Source organism: Mammaliicoccus sp. JADD-157, from assembly GCF_049310805.1.
GTDB classification, from domain to species: Bacteria; Bacillota; Bacilli; order Staphylococcales; family Staphylococcaceae; genus Mammaliicoccus; species Mammaliicoccus lentus.
Window position 1 is genome coordinate 13,009 of sequence record NZ_JBMOVZ010000001.1, and the last position, 23,782, is coordinate 36,790.

General features: G+C 35.3%; 24 protein-coding genes and 1 other annotated feature. All 24 genes read left to right on the top strand.

All coding sequences use genetic code 11. The features are described 5' to 3' along the window. Positions 1-8 precede the first annotated feature (8 nt). The 24 genes from ACO6VN_RS00065 (at position 9) to fusA (ending at position 23,656) form a co-directional block, all read left to right on the top strand. Complete coding sequence (locus ACO6VN_RS00065) at positions 9-1,067, top strand: PIN/TRAM domain-containing protein (protein WP_016999404.1); 1,059 nt, start codon at positions 9-11, stop codon at positions 1,065-1,067. Position 1,068: 1 nt separating this feature from the next. Beyond that, positions 1,069-1,755 carry a 2-C-methyl-D-erythritol 4-phosphate cytidylyltransferase gene (ispD, locus tag ACO6VN_RS00070; protein ID WP_194200078.1) on the top strand — a complete coding sequence of 229 codons (687 nt, stop codon included), beginning with the start codon at positions 1,069-1,071 and terminating at the stop codon, positions 1,753-1,755. Further along, positions 1,748-2,227, top strand: coding sequence for a 2-C-methyl-D-erythritol 2,4-cyclodiphosphate synthase (gene ispF, locus ACO6VN_RS00075; protein WP_016999406.1), 480 nt, complete (start codon positions 1,748-1,750; stop codon positions 2,225-2,227). Before ispD ends, ispF begins: the two co-directional genes overlap by 8 nt. Before the next feature lie 16 nt (positions 2,228-2,243). Continuing rightward, positions 2,244-3,701: a glutamate--tRNA ligase gene (gltX, locus tag ACO6VN_RS00080; RefSeq protein ID WP_135021740.1), complete on the top strand. Its 1,458-nt coding sequence runs from the start codon at positions 2,244-2,246 to the stop codon at positions 3,699-3,701. Positions 3,702-3,950: 249 nt separating this feature from the next. Continuing rightward, entirely contained in the window at positions 3,951-4,592 is a 642-nt protein-coding gene (cysE, locus tag ACO6VN_RS00085; RefSeq protein ID WP_016999408.1) for a serine O-acetyltransferase, read from the top strand. Next, entirely contained in the window at positions 4,576-5,979 is a 1,404-nt protein-coding gene (gene cysS / locus ACO6VN_RS00090) for a cysteine--tRNA ligase (RefSeq protein ID WP_064204247.1), read from the top strand. The genes cysE and cysS overlap by 17 nt, the downstream gene beginning before the upstream one ends. 13 nt (positions 5,980-5,992) lie before the next feature. Then, a complete protein-coding gene (locus ACO6VN_RS00095; RefSeq protein ID WP_037539268.1) occupies positions 5,993-6,382 on the top strand; it encodes a Mini-ribonuclease 3 in 390 nt (129 codons plus the stop codon). Then, the gene (gene rlmB, locus ACO6VN_RS00100) at positions 6,375-7,121 is read left to right on the top strand and encodes a 23S rRNA (guanosine(2251)-2'-O)-methyltransferase RlmB (protein ID WP_016999411.1); all 747 of its coding nucleotides are present in this window, start codon (positions 6,375-6,377) and stop codon (positions 7,119-7,121) included. Before ACO6VN_RS00095 ends, rlmB begins: the two co-directional genes overlap by 8 nt. Next, positions 7,121-7,639, top strand: coding sequence for an NYN domain-containing protein (locus ACO6VN_RS00105; RefSeq protein ID WP_016999412.1), 519 nt, complete (start codon positions 7,121-7,123; stop codon positions 7,637-7,639). The genes rlmB and ACO6VN_RS00105 overlap by 1 nt, the downstream gene beginning before the upstream one ends. A 79-nt stretch (positions 7,640-7,718) precedes the next feature. After that, positions 7,719-8,336, top strand: a complete 618-nt coding sequence (locus tag ACO6VN_RS00110) for a sigma-70 family RNA polymerase sigma factor (RefSeq protein WP_216683234.1) — start codon at positions 7,719-7,721, stop codon at positions 8,334-8,336. A 50-nt stretch (positions 8,337-8,386) separates the two neighbouring features. Then, positions 8,387-8,527: a 50S ribosomal protein L33 gene (gene rpmG, locus ACO6VN_RS00115; protein ID WP_081501334.1), complete on the top strand. Its 141-nt coding sequence runs from the start codon at positions 8,387-8,389 to the stop codon at positions 8,525-8,527. Between the two features lie 13 nt (positions 8,528-8,540). Continuing rightward, a complete protein-coding gene (gene secE / locus ACO6VN_RS00120; protein ID WP_016999414.1) occupies positions 8,541-8,720 on the top strand; it encodes a preprotein translocase subunit SecE in 180 nt (59 codons plus the stop codon). Between the two features lie 14 nt (positions 8,721-8,734). Continuing rightward, entirely contained in the window at positions 8,735-9,283 is a 549-nt protein-coding gene (nusG, locus tag ACO6VN_RS00125) for a transcription termination/antitermination protein NusG (RefSeq protein ID WP_016999415.1), read from the top strand. A gap of 147 nt (positions 9,284-9,430) precedes the next feature. Further along, positions 9,431-9,853: a 50S ribosomal protein L11 gene (rplK, locus tag ACO6VN_RS00130; RefSeq protein ID WP_016999416.1), complete on the top strand. Its 423-nt coding sequence runs from the start codon at positions 9,431-9,433 to the stop codon at positions 9,851-9,853. Positions 9,854-9,968: 115 nt separating this feature from the next. Next, positions 9,969-10,661: a 50S ribosomal protein L1 gene (rplA, locus tag ACO6VN_RS00135; RefSeq protein WP_016999417.1), complete on the top strand. Its 693-nt coding sequence runs from the start codon at positions 9,969-9,971 to the stop codon at positions 10,659-10,661. Positions 10,662-10,705: 44 nt separating this feature from the next. Further along, positions 10,706-10,847, top strand: a sequence feature (ribosomal protein L10 leader region). Between the two features lie 43 nt (positions 10,848-10,890). After that, positions 10,891-11,397: a 50S ribosomal protein L10 gene (gene rplJ / locus ACO6VN_RS00140; RefSeq protein ID WP_016999418.1), complete on the top strand. Its 507-nt coding sequence runs from the start codon at positions 10,891-10,893 to the stop codon at positions 11,395-11,397. A gap of 42 nt (positions 11,398-11,439) precedes the next feature. Continuing rightward, positions 11,440-11,802, top strand: coding sequence for a 50S ribosomal protein L7/L12 (rplL, locus tag ACO6VN_RS00145; protein ID WP_016999419.1), 363 nt, complete (start codon positions 11,440-11,442; stop codon positions 11,800-11,802). Positions 11,803-11,884: 82 nt separating this feature from the next. After that, positions 11,885-12,493, top strand: coding sequence for a class I SAM-dependent methyltransferase (locus tag ACO6VN_RS00150; RefSeq protein ID WP_016999420.1), 609 nt, complete (start codon positions 11,885-11,887; stop codon positions 12,491-12,493). A 206-nt stretch (positions 12,494-12,699) separates the two neighbouring features. Beyond that, the gene (gene rpoB / locus ACO6VN_RS00155) at positions 12,700-16,254 is read left to right on the top strand and encodes a DNA-directed RNA polymerase subunit beta (protein WP_016999421.1); all 3,555 of its coding nucleotides are present in this window, start codon (positions 12,700-12,702) and stop codon (positions 16,252-16,254) included. 99 nt (positions 16,255-16,353) lie between these two features. Then, entirely contained in the window at positions 16,354-19,971 is a 3,618-nt protein-coding gene (rpoC, locus tag ACO6VN_RS00160; protein WP_016999422.1) for a DNA-directed RNA polymerase subunit beta', read from the top strand. 136 nt (positions 19,972-20,107) lie between these two features. Further along, positions 20,108-20,362 carry a ribosomal L7Ae/L30e/S12e/Gadd45 family protein gene (locus tag ACO6VN_RS00165; RefSeq protein WP_064204243.1) on the top strand — a complete coding sequence of 85 codons (255 nt, stop codon included), beginning with the start codon at positions 20,108-20,110 and terminating at the stop codon, positions 20,360-20,362. Positions 20,363-20,453: 91 nt separating this feature from the next. Beyond that, the gene (gene rpsL, locus ACO6VN_RS00170) at positions 20,454-20,876 is read left to right on the top strand and encodes a 30S ribosomal protein S12 (protein ID WP_016999424.1); all 423 of its coding nucleotides are present in this window, start codon (positions 20,454-20,456) and stop codon (positions 20,874-20,876) included. Positions 20,877-20,962: 86 nt separating this feature from the next. Continuing rightward, positions 20,963-21,433, top strand: coding sequence for a 30S ribosomal protein S7 (rpsG, locus tag ACO6VN_RS00175; RefSeq protein WP_016999425.1), 471 nt, complete (start codon positions 20,963-20,965; stop codon positions 21,431-21,433). Between the two features lie 144 nt (positions 21,434-21,577). Further along, entirely contained in the window at positions 21,578-23,656 is a 2,079-nt protein-coding gene (gene fusA / locus ACO6VN_RS00180) for an elongation factor G (RefSeq protein ID WP_016999426.1), read from the top strand. The last annotated feature ends 126 nt before the right edge of the window (positions 23,657-23,782 follow it).

Sequence of the window (23,782 nt, forward strand, 5' to 3'; positions counted from 1 at the left end):
GTTGACGTATGAAAATTTTAAAAGCCCTCATCATTCTATGTTATTTAGTTATAGGATCCTCGGTCGGTATTCTAGTTATTCCTGAGTTGATTAACGCTTTTAGTATACAACCTAAAGAGGTACTTACTAACCCATATATTGATGGTCTAATCGGGGCAGTCGTTATATTTCTGCTGTTTGGTTTTTTAATCGATAAAATTGTGTATATGGCTGATCAAGGTGAAAAATATTTGTTAAAGAGAAGTATTTTAGAAATATTTTTCGCAACTATTGGTGTTATGATTGGTCTAATGATTGCTGTAATGGTTTCGTTTATATTGGAAATGATTGGCGCTCCCGTATTGAAACATATATTACCTATTATTATTGCTGCTTTTTTATGTTATTTAGGCTTTCAAATCGGGTTACAAAAGCGTGAAGAAATTCTTAGGTTATTCCCAGAGAATATTTCGAACTCATTGACAAGACAAACTACTGCGAGAAACGCTAAATTGTTAGACACTAGTGCCATTATTGATGGACGTATACTTGATGTCGTGAAATGCCAATTTTTAGACGGTGAAATATTAGTCCCTCAAGGCGTAATTGAAGAACTACAAGTTATTGCTGATGCAAAAGATAGTTTGAAAAGAGATAAAGGACAACGTGGTTTAGATATGTTAAATTCATTGAAGGATACTGATTTTCCTATTTCTATCATTGAACCTAATTCTACCCATAAAGATGTAGATGCACTATTGATTGTTTTAGCTAAAAAATATAACGCAAGTATTATTACGACAGATTATAATTTAAATAAAGTGTGTTCTGTACAAGGTATTAAAGTTTTAAATGTTAATGATTTGTCTGAAGCAATTAAACCAATTGTGCATCAAGGCGATCAGTTCGAATTACTTATTACTAAAATAGGAAAAGAAGATGGCCAAGGTGTTGGATATTTAGACGACGGTACAATGGTTGTTATTGAAAAAGGTAGAGAATATATCGGTAAAACAATAGTTGTAGAAGTAATGAGTCTATTACAAACGTCATCTGGAAGAATTATTTTTGCGAAGAAGGTGTCTTAGCGTGGGTTTTACAGTTATAATACCAGCTGCTGGTCAAGGGAAGAGAATGGGTAAGAATATTAATAAATTATTTTTAAAAATCAAAGGTGAAACGATTATAAGAAGAACAGTTTCAGTTTTTGAAAATATGAAGTCATGTGAACAAATCTTTATTGCTGCCCACCCTGAAGAGGTCAATATAATGGAAAAACATTTAAAAGACTTTCAAAAAGTGGCTGGTATTATACCAGGAGGTAAAGAACGACAGCATAGTATTTATGAAGTGTTAAAAGTATTAGTAAATACTGAAGTTGTTATTGTACATGATGGAGCTAGACCTTTTGTAACAGAAGAAAAAGTAGAACAACTATACGAAGATACTTTAGAGCATGAAGCTGTTATTTTAGCGGTTCAAGCTAAAGATACAATCAAAAAAGTGATAAATGGTATTGTAGAAGAAACTTATCAACGCGAAACGGTATGGCAAGTCCAAACACCTCAATCTTTTAAAAGGGAAATCATCTTAAAAGCATATCAATTAGCGGATTCGGAATCTTTTGTAGGTACAGATGACGCATCTTTAGTTGAAAGAGCTGGTTTTAAAGTCCACGTCCTCAGTGGAGATTACGATAATATTAAAATAACAACAACTGAAGACTTAGTGATAGCAGATTCAATAATAGAAAGACGAGGTATTCATGATGTTTAGAATAGGTTATGGATATGATGTACATGAATTCGATGAAAATAGACCGCTTATTATCGGTGGAATTGAAATAGAACATACTAAAGGACTCAAAGGACACAGCGATGCAGATGTATTGTTACACGCTATTACAGATGCTATTTTAGGTGCTGCAAGTTTAGGTGACATTGGTAAGTTGTTTCCAGATACCGATCAAACATTTAAAGATGCAGACTCGAAAATATTATTAAAAGAGGCTTATCAACAAGTTTTAAAAAAGGGATACCAACTAGGAAATGTGGATGCTACTATAATTGCTGAGAAACCTAAATTTAGACCACATATTGATAACATGAGAGATAAGATTGCTACAATTTTCGAAGTATCAATAGAAGATGTTAATGTGAAAGCGACAACAAATGAAAAATTAGGATTTCTAGGAAGAGAAGAGGGCATACAAGCACAAGCTGTGGTATTATTAACAAATAAAGATTAAAAACAGGAGTGAGACGATGAGTAACAAAGTAAGAGTAAGATATGCGCCAAGTCCAACTGGTTACTTACACATCGGTAACGCAAGAACCGCATTATTTAATTATTTATTCGCTAAACATTATGATGGGGACTTTGTTATACGTATTGAAGATACAGATATAGCCAGAAACTTAGAGGACGGAGAGTCTTCACAATTTTCAAACCTTGAATGGTTAGGTTTAAATTGGGACGAATCTGTCAATAAAGACGGAGGATACGGCCCTTATCGTCAATCAGAACGTGGCCATATCTATAAACCACTTATTGATAAATTACTAGCTGAAGATAAAGCTTATAAATGTTACATGACACAGGAAGAATTAGAAGCAGAACGTGAAGAACAAATAGCTAGAGGTGAAATGCCACGTTATGGTGGTAAACACGCACACTTAACTCTAGAAGAACAGAAAGCTTTCGAAGCGGAAGGTAGACAACCTAGTATTCGTTTTAGAGTACCTCAAAATAAAACATATACATTTAATGATATCGTTAAAGGTGAAGTATCATTTGATTCAAACGGTATAGGTGACTGGGTTATCGTTAAGAAAGACGGTATTCCAACATATAACTTTGCTGTTGCTATTGATGATCATTATATGGAAATTTCTCACGTAATACGCGGGGACGACCACATTTCAAACACACCTAAACAACTTATGATTTTTGAGGCATTTGGATTTGAAACGCCAAAATTTGCTCATATGACATTGATTGTTAACGAAGAACGTAAAAAATTAAGTAAACGTGATGGACAAATTTTACAATTTATCGAACAATATAAAGATTTAGGTTACTTACCTGAAGCCTTATTCAATTTCATTGGATTGTTAGGTTGGTCTCCAGAAGGCGAAGAAGAAATTTTCTCTAAAGAAGAATTCATTAAAATCTTCGATGAAAAACGACTATCTAAATCTCCAGCATTCTTTGATAAGAAAAAATTAGAGTGGATCAATAACCAATACATGAAGGAAAAAGATTCTGAAACTGTATTTGAAATGACAATCCCTCACATGGTGAAAGCAGGATTATTACCAGAAAGTCCATCAGAAGCAGAATTGACTTGGGCTAGAGACTTGGTTGGTTTATATCAAGAGCAAATGAGCTACGCAGGTGAAATTGTACCGCTATCTGAGTTGTTCTTCAGAGAACATTTAGATTTCTCTGATGAAGCTAAAGAAGTCTTAAACGGTGAACAAGTTCCTACTGTCATGACTGAGCTTATTAAACAATTTGAAAGTTTAGAGCCTTTTGATGAACCAGCTGAAATTAAAAAATCAATTAAAGCAGTTCAAAAAGAAACAGGTGTTAAAGGTAAACAGTTATTCATGCCTATTCGTGTAGCGGTAACTGGACAAACACATGGGCCTGAATTACCTAATACAATAGCATTATTAGGTAGAGATAAAGTGTTAAGTAGATTAAAACGTATTATTTGATTTTTTGTAAATAAAAAACTATGATATTAAATACTTAAAGGCCAAGTAATTTAATAAATGTGAAATAAGAGAGCACATGGTTGGTGAAAATGTGCCACATTTATAAATGAATGCACCTTTATTGAATGAAATTTTATATATTTAAATGAGTGAGCATAGATATATGCTAAACAAGAGTGGAACCGTGCAAAAGGCACCTCTAGCAAAAATTGTTAGAGGTGCCTTTTTGATATCTGAGGGGGGAAAGAGATGTTTAAAAGAGTCAAAGATGATATTCAAATGGTGTTTGATCAGGACCCTGCTGCAAGATCTTCATTTGAAGTTGTTATGACTTACTCAGGGCTACATGCAATATGGAGTTATTTGATTGCTAATTGGTTTTTTAAGAAAAAAATGTATTTTATAGCTCGATCAATTTCACAAATTTCACGATTTTTTACTGGAGTGGAAATTCATCCTGGTGCTACGATAGGAAAGAGATTATTTATAGACCATGGAATGGGTATTGTGATTGGTGAAACATGTCGAATTGGTAACAATGTGACAATTTACCAAGGCGTTACCCTCGGAGGTACAGGTAAAGAGCGCGGAAAAAGACACCCAGATATAGGTGATAATGTATTGATTGCTGCTGGTGCTAAAGTACTGGGCAATATAGAAGTTGGCAGCAACGTAAACATTGGTGCCAATTCAGTTGTGTTAAAAGATGTTCCTGATTACTCAACAGTAGTAGGTATCCCAGGCAGGATTGTTAAGCAAGATGGTATGAAAGTTGGTAAAAACTTCAATCATACTAACTTACCAGATCCAATTTATGAACAATTAAAAGAATTAGAACGTCAACTTGAAAAGACGAAGAATGGAGAGATTGTTGATGATTACGTTATATAATACGCTAACAAGACAAAAGGAAGAATTTATACCAATTGAAGAGGGCAAAGTTAAGATGTATGTATGTGGCCCTACTGTTTACAATTATATTCATATTGGAAATGCAAGGTCGACAGTAGCCTTTGACGTTGTTAGACGCTATTTAGAATATAAAGGTTATGAAGTAGATTATGTATCTAACTTTACTGATGTTGATGATAAATTAATTAGAACAGCTAATGAATTGGGTCAAACAGTTCCAGAAATAGCAGATCGTTTTATTCAAGCATTTTACGAAGATACTGGGGCATTAAATTGTAAGAGAGGTACTTCAAATCCAAGAGTTATGGACCATATGGATGACATTATCGAGTTTATAAAAGTATTAGTCGATAAAGGTTATGCTTATGAAAGTGGCGGAGATGTTTATTATCGTACACGTCGTTTTGAAGGGTATGGCAAGTTGAGTCACCAATCTATTGATGACTTGAAAGTTGGAGCTAGAATTGAAACAGGTGAACAAAAAGAAGATGAACTAGATTTCACACTTTGGAAAAAAGCTAAACCTGGTGAAATTAAGTGGGACAGCCCATGGGGACCAGGACGCCCTGGTTGGCATATAGAATGTTCTGTCATGGCTCATGTACATTTAGGTGATACAATTGATATACACGCAGGAGGAACAGACCTTCAGTTCCCTCACCATGAAAACGAAATTGCGCAATCTGAAGCACATAGTGATACAACATTTGCTAACTACTGGATGCATAACGGATTTGTAAATATTAATAATGAAAAAATGAGTAAGTCTCTTGGTAACTTTATTTTAGTGCATGATATTATTAAGGAAATTGATCCAGATGTTTTACGATTCTTTATGGTTGGTGCACATTATAGAAGTCCAGTTAACTATGATTTAGATTTAGTACAGGCAGCTAAAAAAGGTTTAGAAAGAATCAGAAATAGTTACAAATCTTTAGTGGATAGAGAAGAACATGCTTTGCTTAAAGAAGACGAAACGAATCAATATATCGAAGGTATCGACCAAGCGTTGAAAGATTTTGAAATGTATATGGACGATGACTTTAATACAGCTAACGCGATGACGGCTTGGTATGATTTAAACAAACTTGCAAACAAGTATTTATTAGAGAATGCGACATCAGTTAGAACGATTGAATACTTTAAAGAAGTTTACCAAATATTTAGTGATGTTTTAGGTGTACCTTTATATGGTAAAGAACATGCTGAATTATTAGATGAAGAAATCGAACAACTAATTGAAGAACGAAACGAAGCTAGAAAATCTAAAAACTTCCAACGTGCTGATGAAATTCGAGATATGTTAAAAGAACAAAACATTATCCTTGAAGATACGCCTCAAGGTGTGAGGTTTAAACGTGGATAAGCAATCAATAAAAATGTTAAACCCCTTGTCATTAGCATATATGGGAGATTCTATACTAGATACTTATGTAAGAAAGTATATTATCCTGAAAATTAAAGGGAAGCCTAACCGTCTACATCAACTATCTAAACAATATGTATCCGCAAAAGGGCAAGCGTATGTTTTAAACGTTTTGTTAGAAGAAGATTTTTTCGATGAGGAAGAGTTAGCTATTATTAAACGTGGGCGTAATGCAAAAAGTTATACAAAAGCAAAGAATACGGATATACAAACATATCGTAAAAGTTCTGCGATAGAAGCGGTTATCGGTTATTTATATTTAAATGATGAGACAGAGCGTTTAGAATTGTTAATTAATAAAATGATAGAAATTACAGAAGAAAGGGTGAATACAAATGGATGATTCAATAATTGTCGGGAGACATGCTGTGAAAGAAGCGATTACTTCTGGCCATACAATTAACAAAGTGTTAATCCAAGAAGGTATCAACAAAAAACAAATTAACGATATTTTAAAGATTGCAAAATCAGAGAAAATCGTTGTTCAAACAGTACCGAAATCAAAAATAGACTACCTTACAGACGTCCCACACCAAGGTATAGCTGCACAAATAGCACCTTATCCTTATAAAGAATTAGAAGATTTTATATCTGAAACAAAAGACATTGAACATCAACCCTGTCTGTTAATGTTGGATGGATTAGAAGATCCTCATAATTTAGGTTCAATTATGAGAACTGCTGATGCAATAGGTATCGATGGAATTATTATTCCTAAAAGAAGGTCCGTTCAATTAAATGCTACTGTAGCTAAGGCTTCAACAGGTGCTATTGAGCATGTACCTGTTATTCGTGTTACGAATCTACCGAGTACAATGGAGCGTTTACAAGAAGTTGGTTATTGGATAGCTGGTACTGATGCTAAACATGCAACGGATTATCGACAAATGGATGTTAATATGCCATTAGTTATTGTGATAGGTAGTGAGGGAGAAGGTATGAGTAGGTTAGTTAAAGATAAGTGTGACTTCTATATTAAATTGCCTATGGTTGGGCATGTTAATAGCCTTAATGCGTCCGTTGCAGCCAGTCTTCTTATGTATGAAGTATATAGAAAAAGGCACCCGATAGGACAAGAATAATGAAAGATATCTATTTGATTATTGATGGTTATAATTTGATAGGACAATCAAAAGAATTATCCGAGACTGCGAAAGTCTCATTAGAAGAAGCAAGGGACAAATTGTTAATCACACTTATTAACTATAATACACAACATGACGGAGAGATGATTGTTGTCTTTGACGCTTATGGTGTTGAAGGAACAGAAACAATAGAAATAAAACACGGTGTCAAAATAGTATATACAAAAGGGAAAGAAACGGCAGATAGTTATATTGAAAGATTAACTTATGATTTGTATAGAAAGCATATTACACATATTACAGTTGTAACGAGTGATATGAGTGAGCAACACGCTATTTTTGGGACAGGCGCTTATCGGATATCATCGAGAGAAATGTGGTCAACAATAGCGAGGCAAGAATCTGTGGTAACGAAACATTTATCAGATATAGAAACAAAGACACCTAGAAATAGATTACATTTGCCTGATGAAGTACTACAACAATTCGAAAAATGGCGTAGAAACAATAAGTAATATTAAAAAATGCAGTTTGATTTAATAATAATTGAATCTGTAAAATGTGTTCAATACTTATGAACAAGGAATGAACAACATGCATGATACAATTAAAGAGAATCAAACTTTAAACTGGATTCAAACAATTCAAAGAGGCCAAGTCGATTGCTTTAATCAATTATTGGAAGTTTATGATCAAGATATAATGAAACGAATTAAAATGCTTAATATATCTAAAGAAGATTGTGAAGATATCGCACAGATAGTGAGATATAAATTGTACAAACAAGTGCTAACTTATGATATAGAGCAACCACAACCTTTTTCTCATTGTGTTAACGTCATTATTAAAAATGCTAAAATAGATTTTATACGTAAAGCTACAAGTGAAAAGGAACAGTTTTATACAAAAATGCTCACAATTGATAGCTCAAATAAATACGAAACAGATTATTTAATTGATAAAGTTGTAGATAATAAACATCACTCATTTGAAGATATGATAGTATTTAATCATTTTTGTTCGTCATTTATAAAAGAAATAGGGTTAAATGCTTTTGAATCTCGGATTGTAAACTGTACGATGCAAGGGAAAAGTAAAAAAGAAATATCGAAAGAGCTTAATGTACCTATCAAACACATATACAATGCACAATACCGGCTAAAAAAGAAATTAAATAAGCAAGAAATCGTTTCTGTGTTGTTTGACAACTAGGTGTTTTGTTTTGTATATTAATCTAGGATTAGAATGAATAAGGTGAGAATATGAGAAAAGTCCCTTTAAATTGCGAAAAATGCGGAGCGAGAAATTATACAGTCCCTAAAAAAGAAACAGATAAACGATTAGAGCTAAAAAAGTTTTGTAAAACTTGTAATACGCATACATTGCATAAAGAATCCATATAAAGGAGGAAAATCAATGGCTAAAAAAGAAAACTTCTTTCAAGGCGTAAAATCAGAAATGCAAAAAACAAGTTGGCCGACTGGCAAAGAACTTGTTAAATATACAACAGTAGTAGTATGTACTGTAATCTTCTTCTTAATCTTTTTCTACGCATTAGATTTAGGAATTACAGAGTTAATTAATTTGATTAAATAGTAAGGAGTGGCAAAATGTCAGAAGATATAGGCGCTAAACGTTGGTACGCAGTGCACACTTATTCAGGTTACGAAAATAAAGTGAAAACAAACCTTGAGAAACGTGTCGAAACAATGAACATGGAAGAACAGATCTTTAGAGTTGTAATCCCTGAAGAAGAAGAAACATCAATTAAAGATGGTAAAGCTAAGACACAACTTAAGAAAACATTCCCTGGTTATGTATTAGTAGAATTAATTATGACCGACGAATCTTGGTATATTGTCAGAAATACGCCGGGTGTAACTGGCTTTGTTGGGTCAGCTGGCGCAGGTTCTAAGCCAAATCCTTTATTACCAGATGAAGCTAAATTCATTTTGAAACAGATGGGTATGTCTGAAAAAACCGTCGACGTAGAAGTAGAATTAGGAGAACAAGTTCGCGTTACAAGTGGACCATTTACGAACCAAATTGGTGAAATAAAAGAGATAGATGTTGAAAAGTATAAATTAACAGTACTTGTTGACATGTTCGGCAGAGAAACACCTGTTGAAGTAGAATTTGACCAAATTGAAAAGTTGTAAAAAAACACTTGAAAATTAATTATTTCAATGTTATTATTTAAAGGTCGCGCTCGGACTATGCGCAACCATTTCATTAGGAAATGAAGAGTGGGAGGGTAAAATATCATTACCCCATGACCACATCACGATATCAAGGAGGTGCACATCGTGGCTAAAAAAGTAATCAAAGTAGTTAAATTGCAAATACCTGCAGGTAAAGCAAATCCAGCACCACCAGTTGGTCCTGCATTAGGTCAAGCCGGTGTGAATATTATGGGATTCTGTAAAGAATTCAACGCTCGTACACAAGAGCAAGCAGGTTTAATCATTCCAGTTGAAATTACAGTATTTGAAGATCGTTCATTTACTTTCATCACTAAGACACCACCTGCAGCAGTATTACTTAAAAAAGCAGCTAAAGTAGAAAAAGGTTCTGGTGAACCTAACAAATCTAAAGTTGCTACAGTAACTCAAGACCAAGTACGTGAAATTGCTAACACTAAAATGCCTGACTTAAACGCAGCATCTGAAGAAGCAGCAATCCGTATCGTTGAAGGTACTGCACGCAGCATGGGAATTGTCGTAGAATAATTGAGATTTTAAAGTTTAAGCAGGCGGCTAATTCGCTGTCTGCTATTGCATTGTCTAATAGACGATGCACGTGGGAGGTAACATTCCGCTAAAACCACTAAAGGAGGAAAACAAAATGGCTAAAAAAGGTAAAAAGTATCAAGAAGCAATTGCTAAAGTTGATCGTTCTTCATTATACTCAGTAGAAGAAGCTATGAAATTAGCAAAAGAAACAAGCACTGTAAACTTTGATGCTTCTGTAGAAGTTGCATTTCGTTTAGGCATTGATACTCGTAAAAACGACCAACAAATCCGTGGAGCAGTAGTATTACCACACGGAACTGGTAAAACACAACGAGTATTAGTATTCGCTAAAGGCGATAAAATCAAAGAAGCAGAAGAAGCTGGAGCAGACTATGTAGGTGAAGAATACATCAGCAAAATCAACGATGGTTGGTTTGAATTTGATGTTATTGTTGCAACACCTGACATGATGGGTGAAGTTGGTAAACTTGGTCGCGTATTAGGACCTAAAGGTTTAATGCCAAACCCTAAAACTGGTACAGTTACAATGGATATCAAAAAAGCAGTCGAAGAAATTAAAGCAGGTAAAGTAGAATACCGTGCTGAAAAATCTGGTATTGTTCATGCTTCTATTGGTAAAGTATCATTCGATGAGCAGAAGTTAGTTGATAACTTCAAAACTATCCAAGATACATTAACAAAAGCTAAACCATCATCTTCTAAAGGTACTTATTTCAAGTCTGTTGCTGTAACAACAACAATGGGCCCTGGTATCAAAGTAGATACTTCAAACTTTAAATTATAATAATAAAAATATATTGACTTCACATCTGAAACGCGTTATAGTTTTGAATGTGTAATATTTAACCTAAGACAGTAGGAGTTCGTTTTTGGAACTTAAAAGGCTATCCTACCGAGGCTTAAATTGACTTGAACGTATAAATTTCAAGCACTTTTTGCCGTGGGTAAAAAGTGCTTTTTTGTTGAGATACCTCATCATAAAAGCACGATATAAATACTATGGAGGTGTAGAGATGTCTAATTCAAAAATCGTTGAAATCAAACAACAAAAAGTTGATGCTATTGCTGAACAATTAAAAAACTCAGTTTCAACAATTATTGTAGATTACCGTGGTTTATCAGTTGCGCAAGTTACAGAGTTACGTCAACAATTACGTGAAGCTGGTCTTGAATATAAAGTATACAAAAACACTTTAGTTCGTCGTGCTGCTGAAGCTGCTGGAATCGAAGGTTTAGAAGAATTCTTAACTGGTCCTAACGCAATTGCTTTCTCAAATGAAGAAGTTGTTGCACCAGCAAAAATTCTTGCTGACTTCGCTAAACAAAACGAAGCATTAGAAATCAAAGCAGGTGTTATTGAAGGAAGCGTAGTAAGTGCAGAACAAGTTAACACTATCGGTTCATTACCATCAAAAGACGGTCTTGTATCTATGTTACTATCTGTATTACAAGCTCCAGTTCGTAACTTTGCTTACGCAGTTAAAGCTGTTGGAGAACAAAAAGAAGAAAGTGCTGAATAATATCAGTACAAAATAAAAATTAATTATTGGAGGAAATATATCATGTCTAATGAAAAAATTATCGAATCAATTAAAGAAATGTCAGTATTAGAATTAAACGACTTAGTTAAAGCTATTGAAGAAGAATTTGGTGTAACAGCAGCAGCTCCTGTAGCAGCAGCTGGCGCAGCTGGTGGAGAAGCAGAAGCTGAACAAACTGAATTCAACGTTGAATTAACTGCAGCTGGAGATTCAAAAATTAAAGTTGTTAAAGCAGTTAAAGAAGTAACTGGTTTAGGCTTAAAAGAAGCTAAAGAAATCGTAGATAACGCTCCTAAAGTTGTTAAAGAAGGATTATCTAAAGAAGACGCTGAAGCTCTAAAAGAAAAATTAGAAGAACTTGGCGCATCTGTAGAATTAAAATAATTTCTGTATTAAATCAAAAACCCGTTATTATCATGATAACGGGTTTTTCTTTACTCATTAAATGTATTAAAGAGGTGGCATAATGAGTCATTATTATGATAATGATCCAAATGTGAAATCGGAAAGAAAACCTTTCGATTATCGCTATCGTGACATCAAACTCTCTCTTCAGACAGATCATGGCGTTTTTTCAAAAGGAAAAATTGATTTTGGATCTGATTTATTGATTACTACATTTTTAAATTTAAATCCCCCAGGACCTAAAAAGAAAATATTAGACGTAGGCTGTGGATACGGACCTATTGGATTAACTTGTGCTAAAGTGCTACCACATAGTGAAGTAACGATGGTGGATGTAAATGAAAGGGCATTAGAATTGGCGAAAGATAATCGAAACTCAAATCAAATTAATAATGCCGAAATACAACAAAGCGATTGTATAGATGGTGTTTTAGATTTACAATTTGATTTCGTACTAACTAATCCGCCGATTAGAGCTGGTAAAAATGTTGTACATCGAATATTTGAACAAAGTGATCAAGTTTTAACGCACGGAGGAGAACTTTGGGTAGTCATTCAAAAGAAACAAGGTATGCCTTCTGCAAAAGAAAAAATGCAAAATATTTTTGGCAATGCAGAAATTATAGAAAAAAGCAAGGGTTATTACATTTTAAAAAGTGTAAAAGCTTGATTTTGCTATTTTGTTCTGATATAGTAATAGAATGTTAAAAATTATATTCAATAAGTGTGTACTTTTGCGTCGCCCTTAATTGAATGTTAGAAATAAGTCGTACGAAATAGAAAATGGAATCATTGACTTTCCGTTTTCTTTTTGTCTTATTATCTTTGTTTTGTAAGACGCAAAGTTATATTCACAATATTTGAGGGGTGAATCTGTTGACAGGTCAACTTATCCAGTATGGAAGACATCGTGTTCGTAGAAGTTATGCGAGAATTTCCGAATCTTTAGAATTACCTAATTTAATCGAGATTCAAACGAAATCATATGAATGGTTTCTTAAAGAAGGTTTACTTGAAATGTTTCGCGACATTTCGCCAATCGACGATTTTACAGGTAACTTATCTTTAGAATTCGTAGATTATCGTTTAGGTGAATCAAAGTATGATTTAGAAGAATCTAAAAACCGTGATGCGACTTATTCCGCGCCATTACGCGTTAAAGTTCGTTTAATTAATAAAGAAACAGGCGAAGTGAAAGATCAAGAAGTATTTATGGGTGATTTCCCATTAATGACTGACACTGGTACTTTCGTTATTAATGGTGCAGAACGTGTAATTGTATCACAACTTGTACGTTCACCATCCGTATACTTCAACGAAAAAGTTGATAAAAACGGTAAAATTAGTTATGGAACAACTGTGATTCCTAACCGTGGTGCATGGTTAGAATATGAAACAGACGCTAAAGACGTTCCTTACGTAAGAATTGATAGAACGCGTAAGTTGCCAATTACAGTATTAGTCCGCGCTTTAGGATTCTCAACGGACCAAGAAATTTTAGATTTACTTGGAGACAATGAATATCTTAGAAACGCTTTAGATAAGGATAATACTGAAACTACTGATCAAGCATTGCTTGAGATTTATGAGCGTTTGCGTCCGGGAGAACCACCAACAGTAGAAAACGCGAAGAGTTTAATTTACTCACGCTTCTTCGACCCAAAACGTTATGATTTAGCGAGTGTCGGTCGTTATAAAATGAACAAAAAGTTACATCTTAAACATCGTTTGTTCAATCAAACATTAGCTGAACCTATTGTTGATGTTGAAACAGGTGAAATTGCAGCAGAAGAAGGAACGGTTTTAGACCGTCGTAATTTAGATAAAATTATCGATGTATTAGAATCTAATGCTAACATTCAAGTTTATGAATTAAATAGTAGCGTATTAGATGAACCAGTTGAAATTCAATCTGTTAAGATTTATATCCCTGGTGATGAAGAAAACCGTACGACAACAGTGATTGGTAATGCATTTCCTGATGAAGCAGTTAAATGTATTACGCCAGCAGATATCGTTTCATCATTATCATATTTCTTCAACTTATTACATGGTGTAGGTTATACAGATGACATTGACCATTTAGGTAACCGTCGTCTACGTTCAGTAGGTGAATTGCTACAAAACCAATTTAGAATTGGTTTATCACGTATGGAACGTGTTGTACGTGAACGTATGTCAATTCAAGATACTGATTCAATCACACCACAACAACTTATAAATATACGTCCAGTTATTGCTTCAATTAAAGAATTCTTTGGTAGTTCACAATTGTCTCAATTCATGGACCAAGCTAACCCATTAGCTGAGTTAACGCATAAACGTCGTCTATCAGCGCTTGGACCCGGCGGTTTAACTCGTGAACGTGCTGGTATGGAAGTACGTGACGTTCACTACTCTCACTATGGTCGTATGTGTCCGATTGAGACACCAGAGGGACCAAACATTGGTTTAATCAACTCACTTTCAAGTTATGCTAGAGTTAACGAGTTTGGCTTTATTGAAACACCATATCGTAAAGTTAATATCGAAACTAACCAAGTAACAGACAGAATTGATTATCTAACTGCTGATGAAGAAGATAGTTATGTTGTTGCACAAGCAAACTCAGTATTAGATGAAACTGGTAGATTCGTCGACGATGAAGTTCTTTGTCGTTTCCGTGGTGACAACACTACTAAACCTAAAGAACGTATGGATTACATGGATGTATCTCCTAAACAAGTTGTTTCTGCAGCAACAGCATGTATTCCTTTCCTTGAAAACGATGACTCTAACCGTGCACTTATGGGTGCGAACATGCAACGTCAAGCAGTACCTTTAATGAACCCTGAAGCACCATTTGTTGGAACGGGTATGGAACATGTTACAGCACGTGACTCAGGAGCAGCTATTGTTGCTAAATATAAAGGTAGAGTTGAACATGTTGAATCGAAAGAAATTCTTGTTAGAAGAATTGTAGAAGAAAATGGTAAAGAAATCGAAACGGAATTAGACCGTTATCCTTTATCTAAATTTAAACGTAGTAACTCTGGAACATGTTATAACCAACGTCCAATCGTTGCATATGGTGACATTGTTTCTAAAGGTGAAATTTTAGCTGATGGACCTTCAATGGAACTTGGTGAAATGGCACTAGGTAGAAACTTAGTAGTTGGATTTATGACTTGGGATGGTTATAACTACGAGGATGCTGTTATCATGAGTGAACGTCTTGTTAAAGATGACGTATATACTTCTATTCATGTTGAAGAATATGAATCAGAGGCTCGTGACACTAAATTAGGACCTGAAGAAATCACACGTGATATTCCAAACGTTTCTGATAATGCACTTAAAAACTTAGACGATCGCGGTATTGTTTATGTTGGTGCTGAAGTTAAAGATGGTGACATTTTAGTAGGTAAAGTAACGCCTAAAGGTGTGACTGAACTAACAGCTGAAGAAAGATTATTACATGCGATATTTGGTGAGAAAGCACGCGAAGTACGTGATACATCATTACGCGTACCTCATGGTGCTGGCGGTATCGTATTAGACGTTAAAGTCTTTAATAGAGAAGAAGGCGATGATTCATTATCTCCAGGTGTTAACCAATTAGTTCGTGTTTATATCGTTCAAAAACGTAAAATACACGAAGGGGATAAAATGTGTGGTCGTCATGGTAACAAAGGTGTAATTTCACGTATTTTACCTGAAGAAGATATGCCTTACTTACCAGATGGAACACCAATTGACCTTATGTTAAACCCATTAGGTGTACCTTCTCGTATGAATATCGGACAAGTTTTAGAACTTCATCTAGGTATGGCAGCTAAGAATCTAGGTATTCATGTTGCTTCACCAGTATTTGATGGTGCTAACGATGATGATGTTTGGTCAACTATTGAAGAAGCAGGTATGGCTCGTGACGGTAAAACTGTCTTATACGATGGTCGTACTGGTGAACCATTTGATAACCGTGTATCTGTAGGTGTTATGTATATGCTTAAACTTGCACACATGGTCGATGATAAATTACACGCACGTTCTACTGGTCCATACTCACTTGTAACGCAACAACCATTGGGTGGTAAAGCTCAATTCGGTGGACAACGTTTCGGTGAAATGGAGGTATGGGCACTTGAAGCATATGGTGCTGCGTACACATTACAAGAGATTTTAACTTATAAATCTGATGATACTGTAGGTCGTGTAAAAACTTATGAAGCTATCGTAAAAGGCGACAATATCCCTAAACCGGGTGTCCCTGAATCATTCCGCGTATTAATGAAAGAATTACAGAGTTTAGGACTTGATGTTAAAGTCATGGACGAACATGATAATGAAATCGAGATGCGCGATTTAGAGGATGAAGATATGATGGACAAAAAAGTTGATTTAGGTGTTTCACAAGATGCAGCAGTAGAAGGACAACAAGTAACTGAGTAAAAGTTAATCAAGCGCATTTGGTAATACATTTGCGCTTTCATTTGTTACACATTATCAATCAACCGGCACAACTAATTTAATTTGAAGGAGGTAGGCTCCTTGATTGATGTAAATAATTTCCATTACATGAAAATAGGACTTGCTTCACCTGAAAAGATTCGTTCTTGGTCATTTGGTGAAGTTAAAAAACCAGAAACAATTAACTACCGTACGCTAAAACCTGAAAGAGATGGTTTATTCTGTGAGAAAATTTTCGGTCCAACTAAGGACTGGGAATGTAGTTGTGGTAAATACAAACGAGTACGCTATAAAGGTATGGTCTGTGATAGATGTGGCGTTGAAGTCACTAAATCTAAAGTGCGTCGTGAAAGAATGGGACACATTGAATTAGCAGCACCTGTATCACATATTTGGTACTTTAAAGGTATACCTAGTCGCATGGGACTATTATTAGATATGTCTCCACGTGCGCTAGAAGAAGTAATTTATTTTGCTTCTTACACAGTAATTGATCCAGGTCCAACTGGATTAGAAAAGAAACAATTATTAACTGAAGGTGAATACCGAGAATATTATGATAAATTCCCAGGTAAATTCAGTGCGAAAATGGGTGCGGAAGCAATCCGTGATCTATTAAGTGATATAGATTTAGAAAAAGAATTAAAACAACTTCGTGAAGAATTAGAATCAGCTACTGGCCAAAGATTGACAAGAGCAATTAAACGTCTAGAAGTAGTTGAATCATTCCGTCACTCTGGTAATGAACCTTCATGGATGATTTTAGATGTATTACCAATTATTCCACCTGAAATCCGTCCAATGGTTCAATTAGATGGTGGTCGCTTCGCAACAAGTGACTTAAATGATTTATACCGTCGTGTTATCAACCGTAATAATCGTTTGAAACGTTTATTAGACTTGGGTGCTCCTGGCATTATCGTTCAAAACGAAAAACGTATGCTACAAGAAGCTGTAGATGCGTTAATCGATAACGGTCGTCGTGGTCGTCCAGTAACTGGTCCAGGTAACCGTCCGTTAAAATCACTTTCACACATGTTAAAAGGTAAACAAGGTCGTTTCCGTCAAAACTTACTTGGTAAGCGTGTTGACTACTCAGGACGTTCAGTTATCGTTGTTGGTCCTAGTCTGAAAATGTACCAATGTGGTTTACCGAAAGAAATGGCTTTAGAATTATTTAAACCATTCATTATGAAAGAATTAGTAGAACGTGAAATTGCTACAAACATCAAAAATGCAAAAGGCAAAATTGAAAGAATGGAAGAAGAAGTATGGGATGTACTTGAAGATGTTATTAAAGAACACCCAGTACTATTAAACCGTGCACCTACATTACACAGACTAGGTATTCAAGCGTTTGAACCTACTCTAGTTGAAGGTCGTGCGATTAGACTTCACCCACTTGTTACAACAGCTTATAACGCTGACTTTGATGGTGACCAAATGGCGGTTCACGTACCATTATCTAAAGAAGCACAAGCAGAAGCACGTATGTTAATGCTTGCAGCTCAAAACATCTTGAACCCTAAAGATGGTAAACCAGTTGTTACGCCTTCACAAGATATGGTATTAGGTAACTATTACCTTACATTAGAAAGAAAAGGTGCAATCGGTGCTGGTGACATCTTCAATGAAACTGACGAAGTTATTAAAGCTTATGCAAATGGTCATGTACACTTACATTCACGTATAGCTTTACATGCAAGATCACTTAAGAACCCAACGTTTACAGCAGAACAAAATAAAAAATTATTAATTACTTCTGTTGGTAAAGTTATCTTTAATGAAATTATGCCTAATTCATTCCCATATATTAATGAACCGACTAATTTCAATTTAGAAAAATCAACTCCTGATAAATACTTTGTTTCACCTACAGATTTACCAGAAGGTGGACTAGTAGAATATCTTGAAGACGTTGAGCTTGTTAAACCATTTAACAAAGTATTCTTAGGTAAAATCATTGCTGAGATATTCAACAAATTCCATATAACTGATACTTCAATGATGCTAGATAAGATGAAAGATTTAGGATTTAAATATTCATCTCGTGCTGGTATTACTGTTGGTGTATCTGATATCGTGGTTCTTTCAGAGAAACAAGAAATCATCGATGAAGCAGAAGTTAAAGTTGAAAAAGTTCAAAAACAATTTAGCCGTGGTTTAATCACTGAAGGCGAACGTTATGCAGCAGTTATCGAAATTTGGACAAAAGCTAAAGATGATATTCAAGCTAAATTAATGATGTCATTAGATAATCTTAACCCAATATTTATGATGAGTGATTCAGGTGCTCGTGGTAACGCATCTAACTTTACTCAATTAGCTGGTATGCGTGGTCTGATGGCTAACCCATCTGGTAAAATTATTGAGTTACCGATTAAATCTTCATTCCGTGAAGGTTTAACAGTACTTGAATACTTCATATCAACTCACGGTGCTCGTAAAGGTCTAGCCGATACAGCGCTGAAAACTGCCGATTCAGGTTACTTAACTCGTCGTCTTGTTGACGTAGCACAAGATGTTATTGTCAGAGAAGAAGACTGTGGAACTGATAGAGGTTTATTAGTATCTGATATTAGAGAAGGATCAGAATTAATTGAGCCATTTATTGAGCGTATAGAAGGTCGTTATTCTAAAGAAACATTACGTCATCCAAAAACTGATGAAGTAATTATCAAAGTTAACGAACTAATAACGCCAGAAATTGCTAAACAAATACTAGATGCTGGTATTACTGAAATGCACATCCGTTCTGCATTTACATGTAACACTCGTCATGGTGTATGTGAAAAATGTTACGGTAAGAACTTAGCAACTGGTGAACAAGTTGAAGTTGGTGAAGCAGTTGGTACAATTGCTGCCCAATCAATCGGTGAACCAGGTACACAGCTTACAATGCGTACCTTCCATACTGGTGGTGTAGCCGGAGCAGATATCACACAAGGTTTACCACGTATTCAAGAGTTATTTGAAGCGCGTAATCCTAAAGGTCAAGCAGTTATTTCAGAAATTAACGGTGAAGTAACAGAGATTACTATCGTTAAAGATCGTCAACAAGAAATTAAAGTTAAAGGCGAAAATGAAATTAGAACTTACCTTGCTTCAGGTACTGCAAGACTTAAAGTTGAAGAAGGACAATACGTTGAACGTGGCGAAGTAATGACTGAAGGTTCAATTGAGCCTAAAGGACTACTAGCTGTAGCTGGATTAAATGCTACTCAAAAATACTTGCTTAAAGAAGTTCAAAAAGTTTACCGTATGCAAGGTGTTGAAATTTCAGATAAACACGTTGAAGTTATGGTTAGACAAATGCTTCGTAAAGTAAGAATTATTGAAGCAGGAGATACGAAACTATTACCAGGTGCTTTAGTAGATATTCATACATTTACTGATGCAAACAGAGAAGTATTTGCTACGCGTAAGCGCCCAGCAACTGCTAAACCTGTATTACTTGGTATTACAAAAGCTTCTCTTGAAACTGAAAGCTTCTTATCAGCGGCGTCATTCCAAGAAACAACTAGAGTTCTTACAGATGCTGCAATCAAAGGTAAACGTGATAACTTACTTGGACTTAAAGAAAATGTTATCATCGGTAAATTAATCCCTGCTGGTACAGGTATGAGAAGATATACTGGTGTAGATTTCGAAAAAGTTGAAAAAGAAGTATCACCTGAAGAAACAGTAGTAACTGATTAACAGATATGAGCTGTTCTAGGGGGTCTAGAACAGCTTATATTTTATTATAAAAACACTCCAAAAATTATTGACTTTATCAAAGTAGGATGTTATTATTGTTAAGGTTGATGCAAGCAGACGCTTTGGAGGATATCAAATGTCTAATGAAAAAGCCTTAAGCTTAAATCAAGACAATTATGTCATTGGTTTAAAACAAACCACTAAAGCATTGAAGAAGCATGATGTACGTAAAGTAATCATTGCTCAAGATGTAAATATTCATATTTTGTCTAAAGTGTTGAATTTAGCATTTGAGACAGGCGTTCCGATAGATTATAGTCCAACAAGACAAAAGTTAGGATCGCACTATGGAATAGAAGTAAATGCGACAGTAGTTGCATTGCTTAAATAAATGTGTAAGCTGTGCTTACTATTTTTATTTGCCTTAAAATGAACCACCTGGATGTGTGGAATTAAGAAAACTAGAGAGGAGGACATTAAAGATGCCTACTATTAACCAATTAGTACGTAAACCACGTACAAGTAAATCATCACACTCTACAGCACCTGCATTAAATAAAGGATACAATAGCATGAAGAAAAAAGTGACTACTGTATATTCTCCACAAAAACGCGGTGTTTGTACACGTGTAGGAACAATGACACCTAAAAAACCTAACTCAGCGTTACGTAAATATGCTCGTGTTCGTTTATCAAACAACATCGAAGTAAACGCGTATATCCCTGGTATAGGCCACAACTTACAAGAACACAGTGTTGTACTTATTCGTGGTGGACGTGTTAAAGACTTACCTGGTGTACGTTATCACGTAGTACGTGGTGCTTTAGACACTTCTGGTGTTGAAGGACGTATGCAAAGTCGTTCACTTTATGGTGCTAAAAAACCTAAAGCTGCTAAGAAATAATCTAATATTAAATTTCTGTGTTTAACAGATTTTTATGTGACGATAAACTAAATAAATTTTATAATTAAGGAAGGAGGATTTCGATTATGCCTCGTAAAGGTCCAGTTCCAAAAAGAGATGTATTACCAGATCCAATTCACAACTCAAAATTAGTAACAAAATTAATCAATAAAATCATGCTTGATGGTAAGCGTGGTACTGCTCAAAGAATTCTTTACTCAGCATTCGAACTTGTTCAAGAACGTTCAGGTAAAGATGCAATTGAAGTATTCGATGAAGCTATCAACAACATCATGCCTGTACTTGAAGTTAAAGCTCGCCGTGTAGGTGGTTCAAACTATCAAGTACCTGTAGAAGTACGTCCAGATCGTCGTACAACTTTAGGTTTACGTTGGTTAGTTAACTATGCTCGTCTTCGTGGTGAAAAAACTATGGAAGAGCGTTTAGCTAACGAAATCTTAGATGCTGCTAACAATACTGGTGGCGCAGTTAAGAAACGTGAAGACGTTCATAAAATGGCAGAAGCTAACAAAGCGTTTGCTCATTATCGTTGGTAAAATAGAACCTAGGACCCTAAGCGTTAAAATGATAAAGATTCCTTTTAATGGGTTATCTCTAGTTTTTTAAACACTTAGGGTATCTGCGTATCTATTGTAATAAAAAAACCAAATATCCAATATTTTGGAAGGAGTAAGAATACTATGGCAAGAGATTTCTCTTTGAAAAACACTCGTAATATCGGTATCATGGCTCACATCGATGCTGGTAAAACAACGACTACTGAACGTATTCTTTATTACACAGGCCGTATTCATAAAATTGGTGAAACACACGAAGGTGCTTCACAAATGGACTGGATGTCACAAGAGCAAGAACGTGGTATCACAATCACTTCTGCTGCTACAACTGCAGAATGGGAAGGCCACCGTGTAAATATCATCGATACACCTGGACACGTAGACTTCACAGTTGAAGTTGAACGTTCTTTACGTGTACTTGATGGTGCCGTTACAGTACTTGATGCTCAATCAGGGGTTGAACCTCAAACTGAAACAGTTTGGCGTCAAGCAACAACATACGGTGTTCCACGTATTGTATTCATTAATAAAATGGATAAAATGGGTGCGAACTTTGAATATTCAGTTGGTACATTACATGAGCGCTTACAAGCTAATGCTCACCCAATTCAATTACCAATCGGTGCGGAAGATGATTTCAGCGCTATTATTGATTTAGTAGAAATGAAATGTTTCCAATACAATAACGATTTAGGTACTGAAATTGAAGAAATTGAAATTCCTGAGTCTCACAAGCAAAAAGCTGAAGAAACTCGTGAATCTTTAATTGAAGCTGTTGCAGAATCAAATGACGAATTAATGGAAAAATACTTAGGTGGAGAAGAAATCACAATTGATGAGCTTAAAAAAGCTATTCGTCAAGCTACTTGTGATGTTGAATTCTACCCAGTATTATGTGGTACAGCATTCAAAAACAAAGGTGTTCAATTAATGTTGAACGCAGTTATTGACTACTTACCATCACCATTAGATGTTAAACCTATTGTCGGACATAGATTCGAAAGTGAAGAAGAAGTAATTGCTAAACCTGATGATTCAGCACCTTTCGCTGCATTAGCGTTTAAAGTAATGACTGACCCTTATGTAGGTAAATTAACATTCTTCCGTGTTTATTCTGGTACTATGGAATCAGGATCATACATTAAAAACTCAACTAAAGGGAAACGTGAACGTGTAGGTCGTATCCTACAAATGCACGCTAACTCTCGTCAAGAGATTTCTACTGTATATTCTGGTGATATTGCTGGTGCGGTAGGTCTTAAAGATACTGGTACAGGTGATACTCTATGTGACGAAAAAGATGACATCATCTTAGAAGCAATGGAATTCCCAGAGCCAGTTATTCACTTATCAGTTGAGCCTAAATCAAAAGCTGACCAAGATAAAATGACTAACGCATTAGTTAAATTACAAGAAGAAGACCCAACATTCCATGCACATACTGACCATGAAACTGGACAAGTTATCATCGGTGGTATGGGTGAATTACACCTTGATATTTTAGTAGACCGTATGAAACGTGAATTCAAAGTTGAGTGTGCTGTTGGTGCGCCAATGGTATCTTACCGTGAAACGTTCAAAACGCCTGCACAAGTACAAGGTAAATTTGCTCGTCAATCAGGTGGACGTGGACAATTTGGTGATGTTCACATTGAATTTACACCTAACGAACAAGGCGCAGGTTTCGAATTCGAAAACGCTATTGTTGGTGGGGTAGTTCCTCGTGAATATATTCCTTCAGTTGAAGCTGGTCTTAAAGACGCTATGGAAAACGGTGTATTAGCTGGTTATCCATTAGTTGATGTTAAAGCTAAATTATATGATGGTTCATACCATGATGTCGATTCATCTGAAATGGCCTTCAAAATTGCAGCTTCATTAGCACTTAAAGAAGCAGCTAAAAAATGTGATCCAGTAATCTTAGAGCCAATGATGAAAGTTGAAATCGTTATGCCTGAAGAGTACATGGGTGACATTATGGGTGACGTAACAAGTCGTCGTGGACGTGTTGAAGGTATGGAAGCACGCGGTAACGCTCAAGTTGTTCGTGCATTCGTTCCACTTTCAGAAATGTTCGGTTACGCTACAAACTTACGTTCTAACACTCAAGGTCGTGGTACTTATACTATGGTATTTGATCACTACGAAGAAGTACCAAAATCAATTTCTGAAGAAATTATCAAGAAAAATACAGGCGCTTAATCAAAACGCTTTAATAAATTGATTTTTTTCTCAAAATGATTTATAAATTAACTATAGGTTATCCTCATGATGGTGAGTAACCATCATGAGGCTTAATAAAAAAATATAATTTTTAATATGAATAGG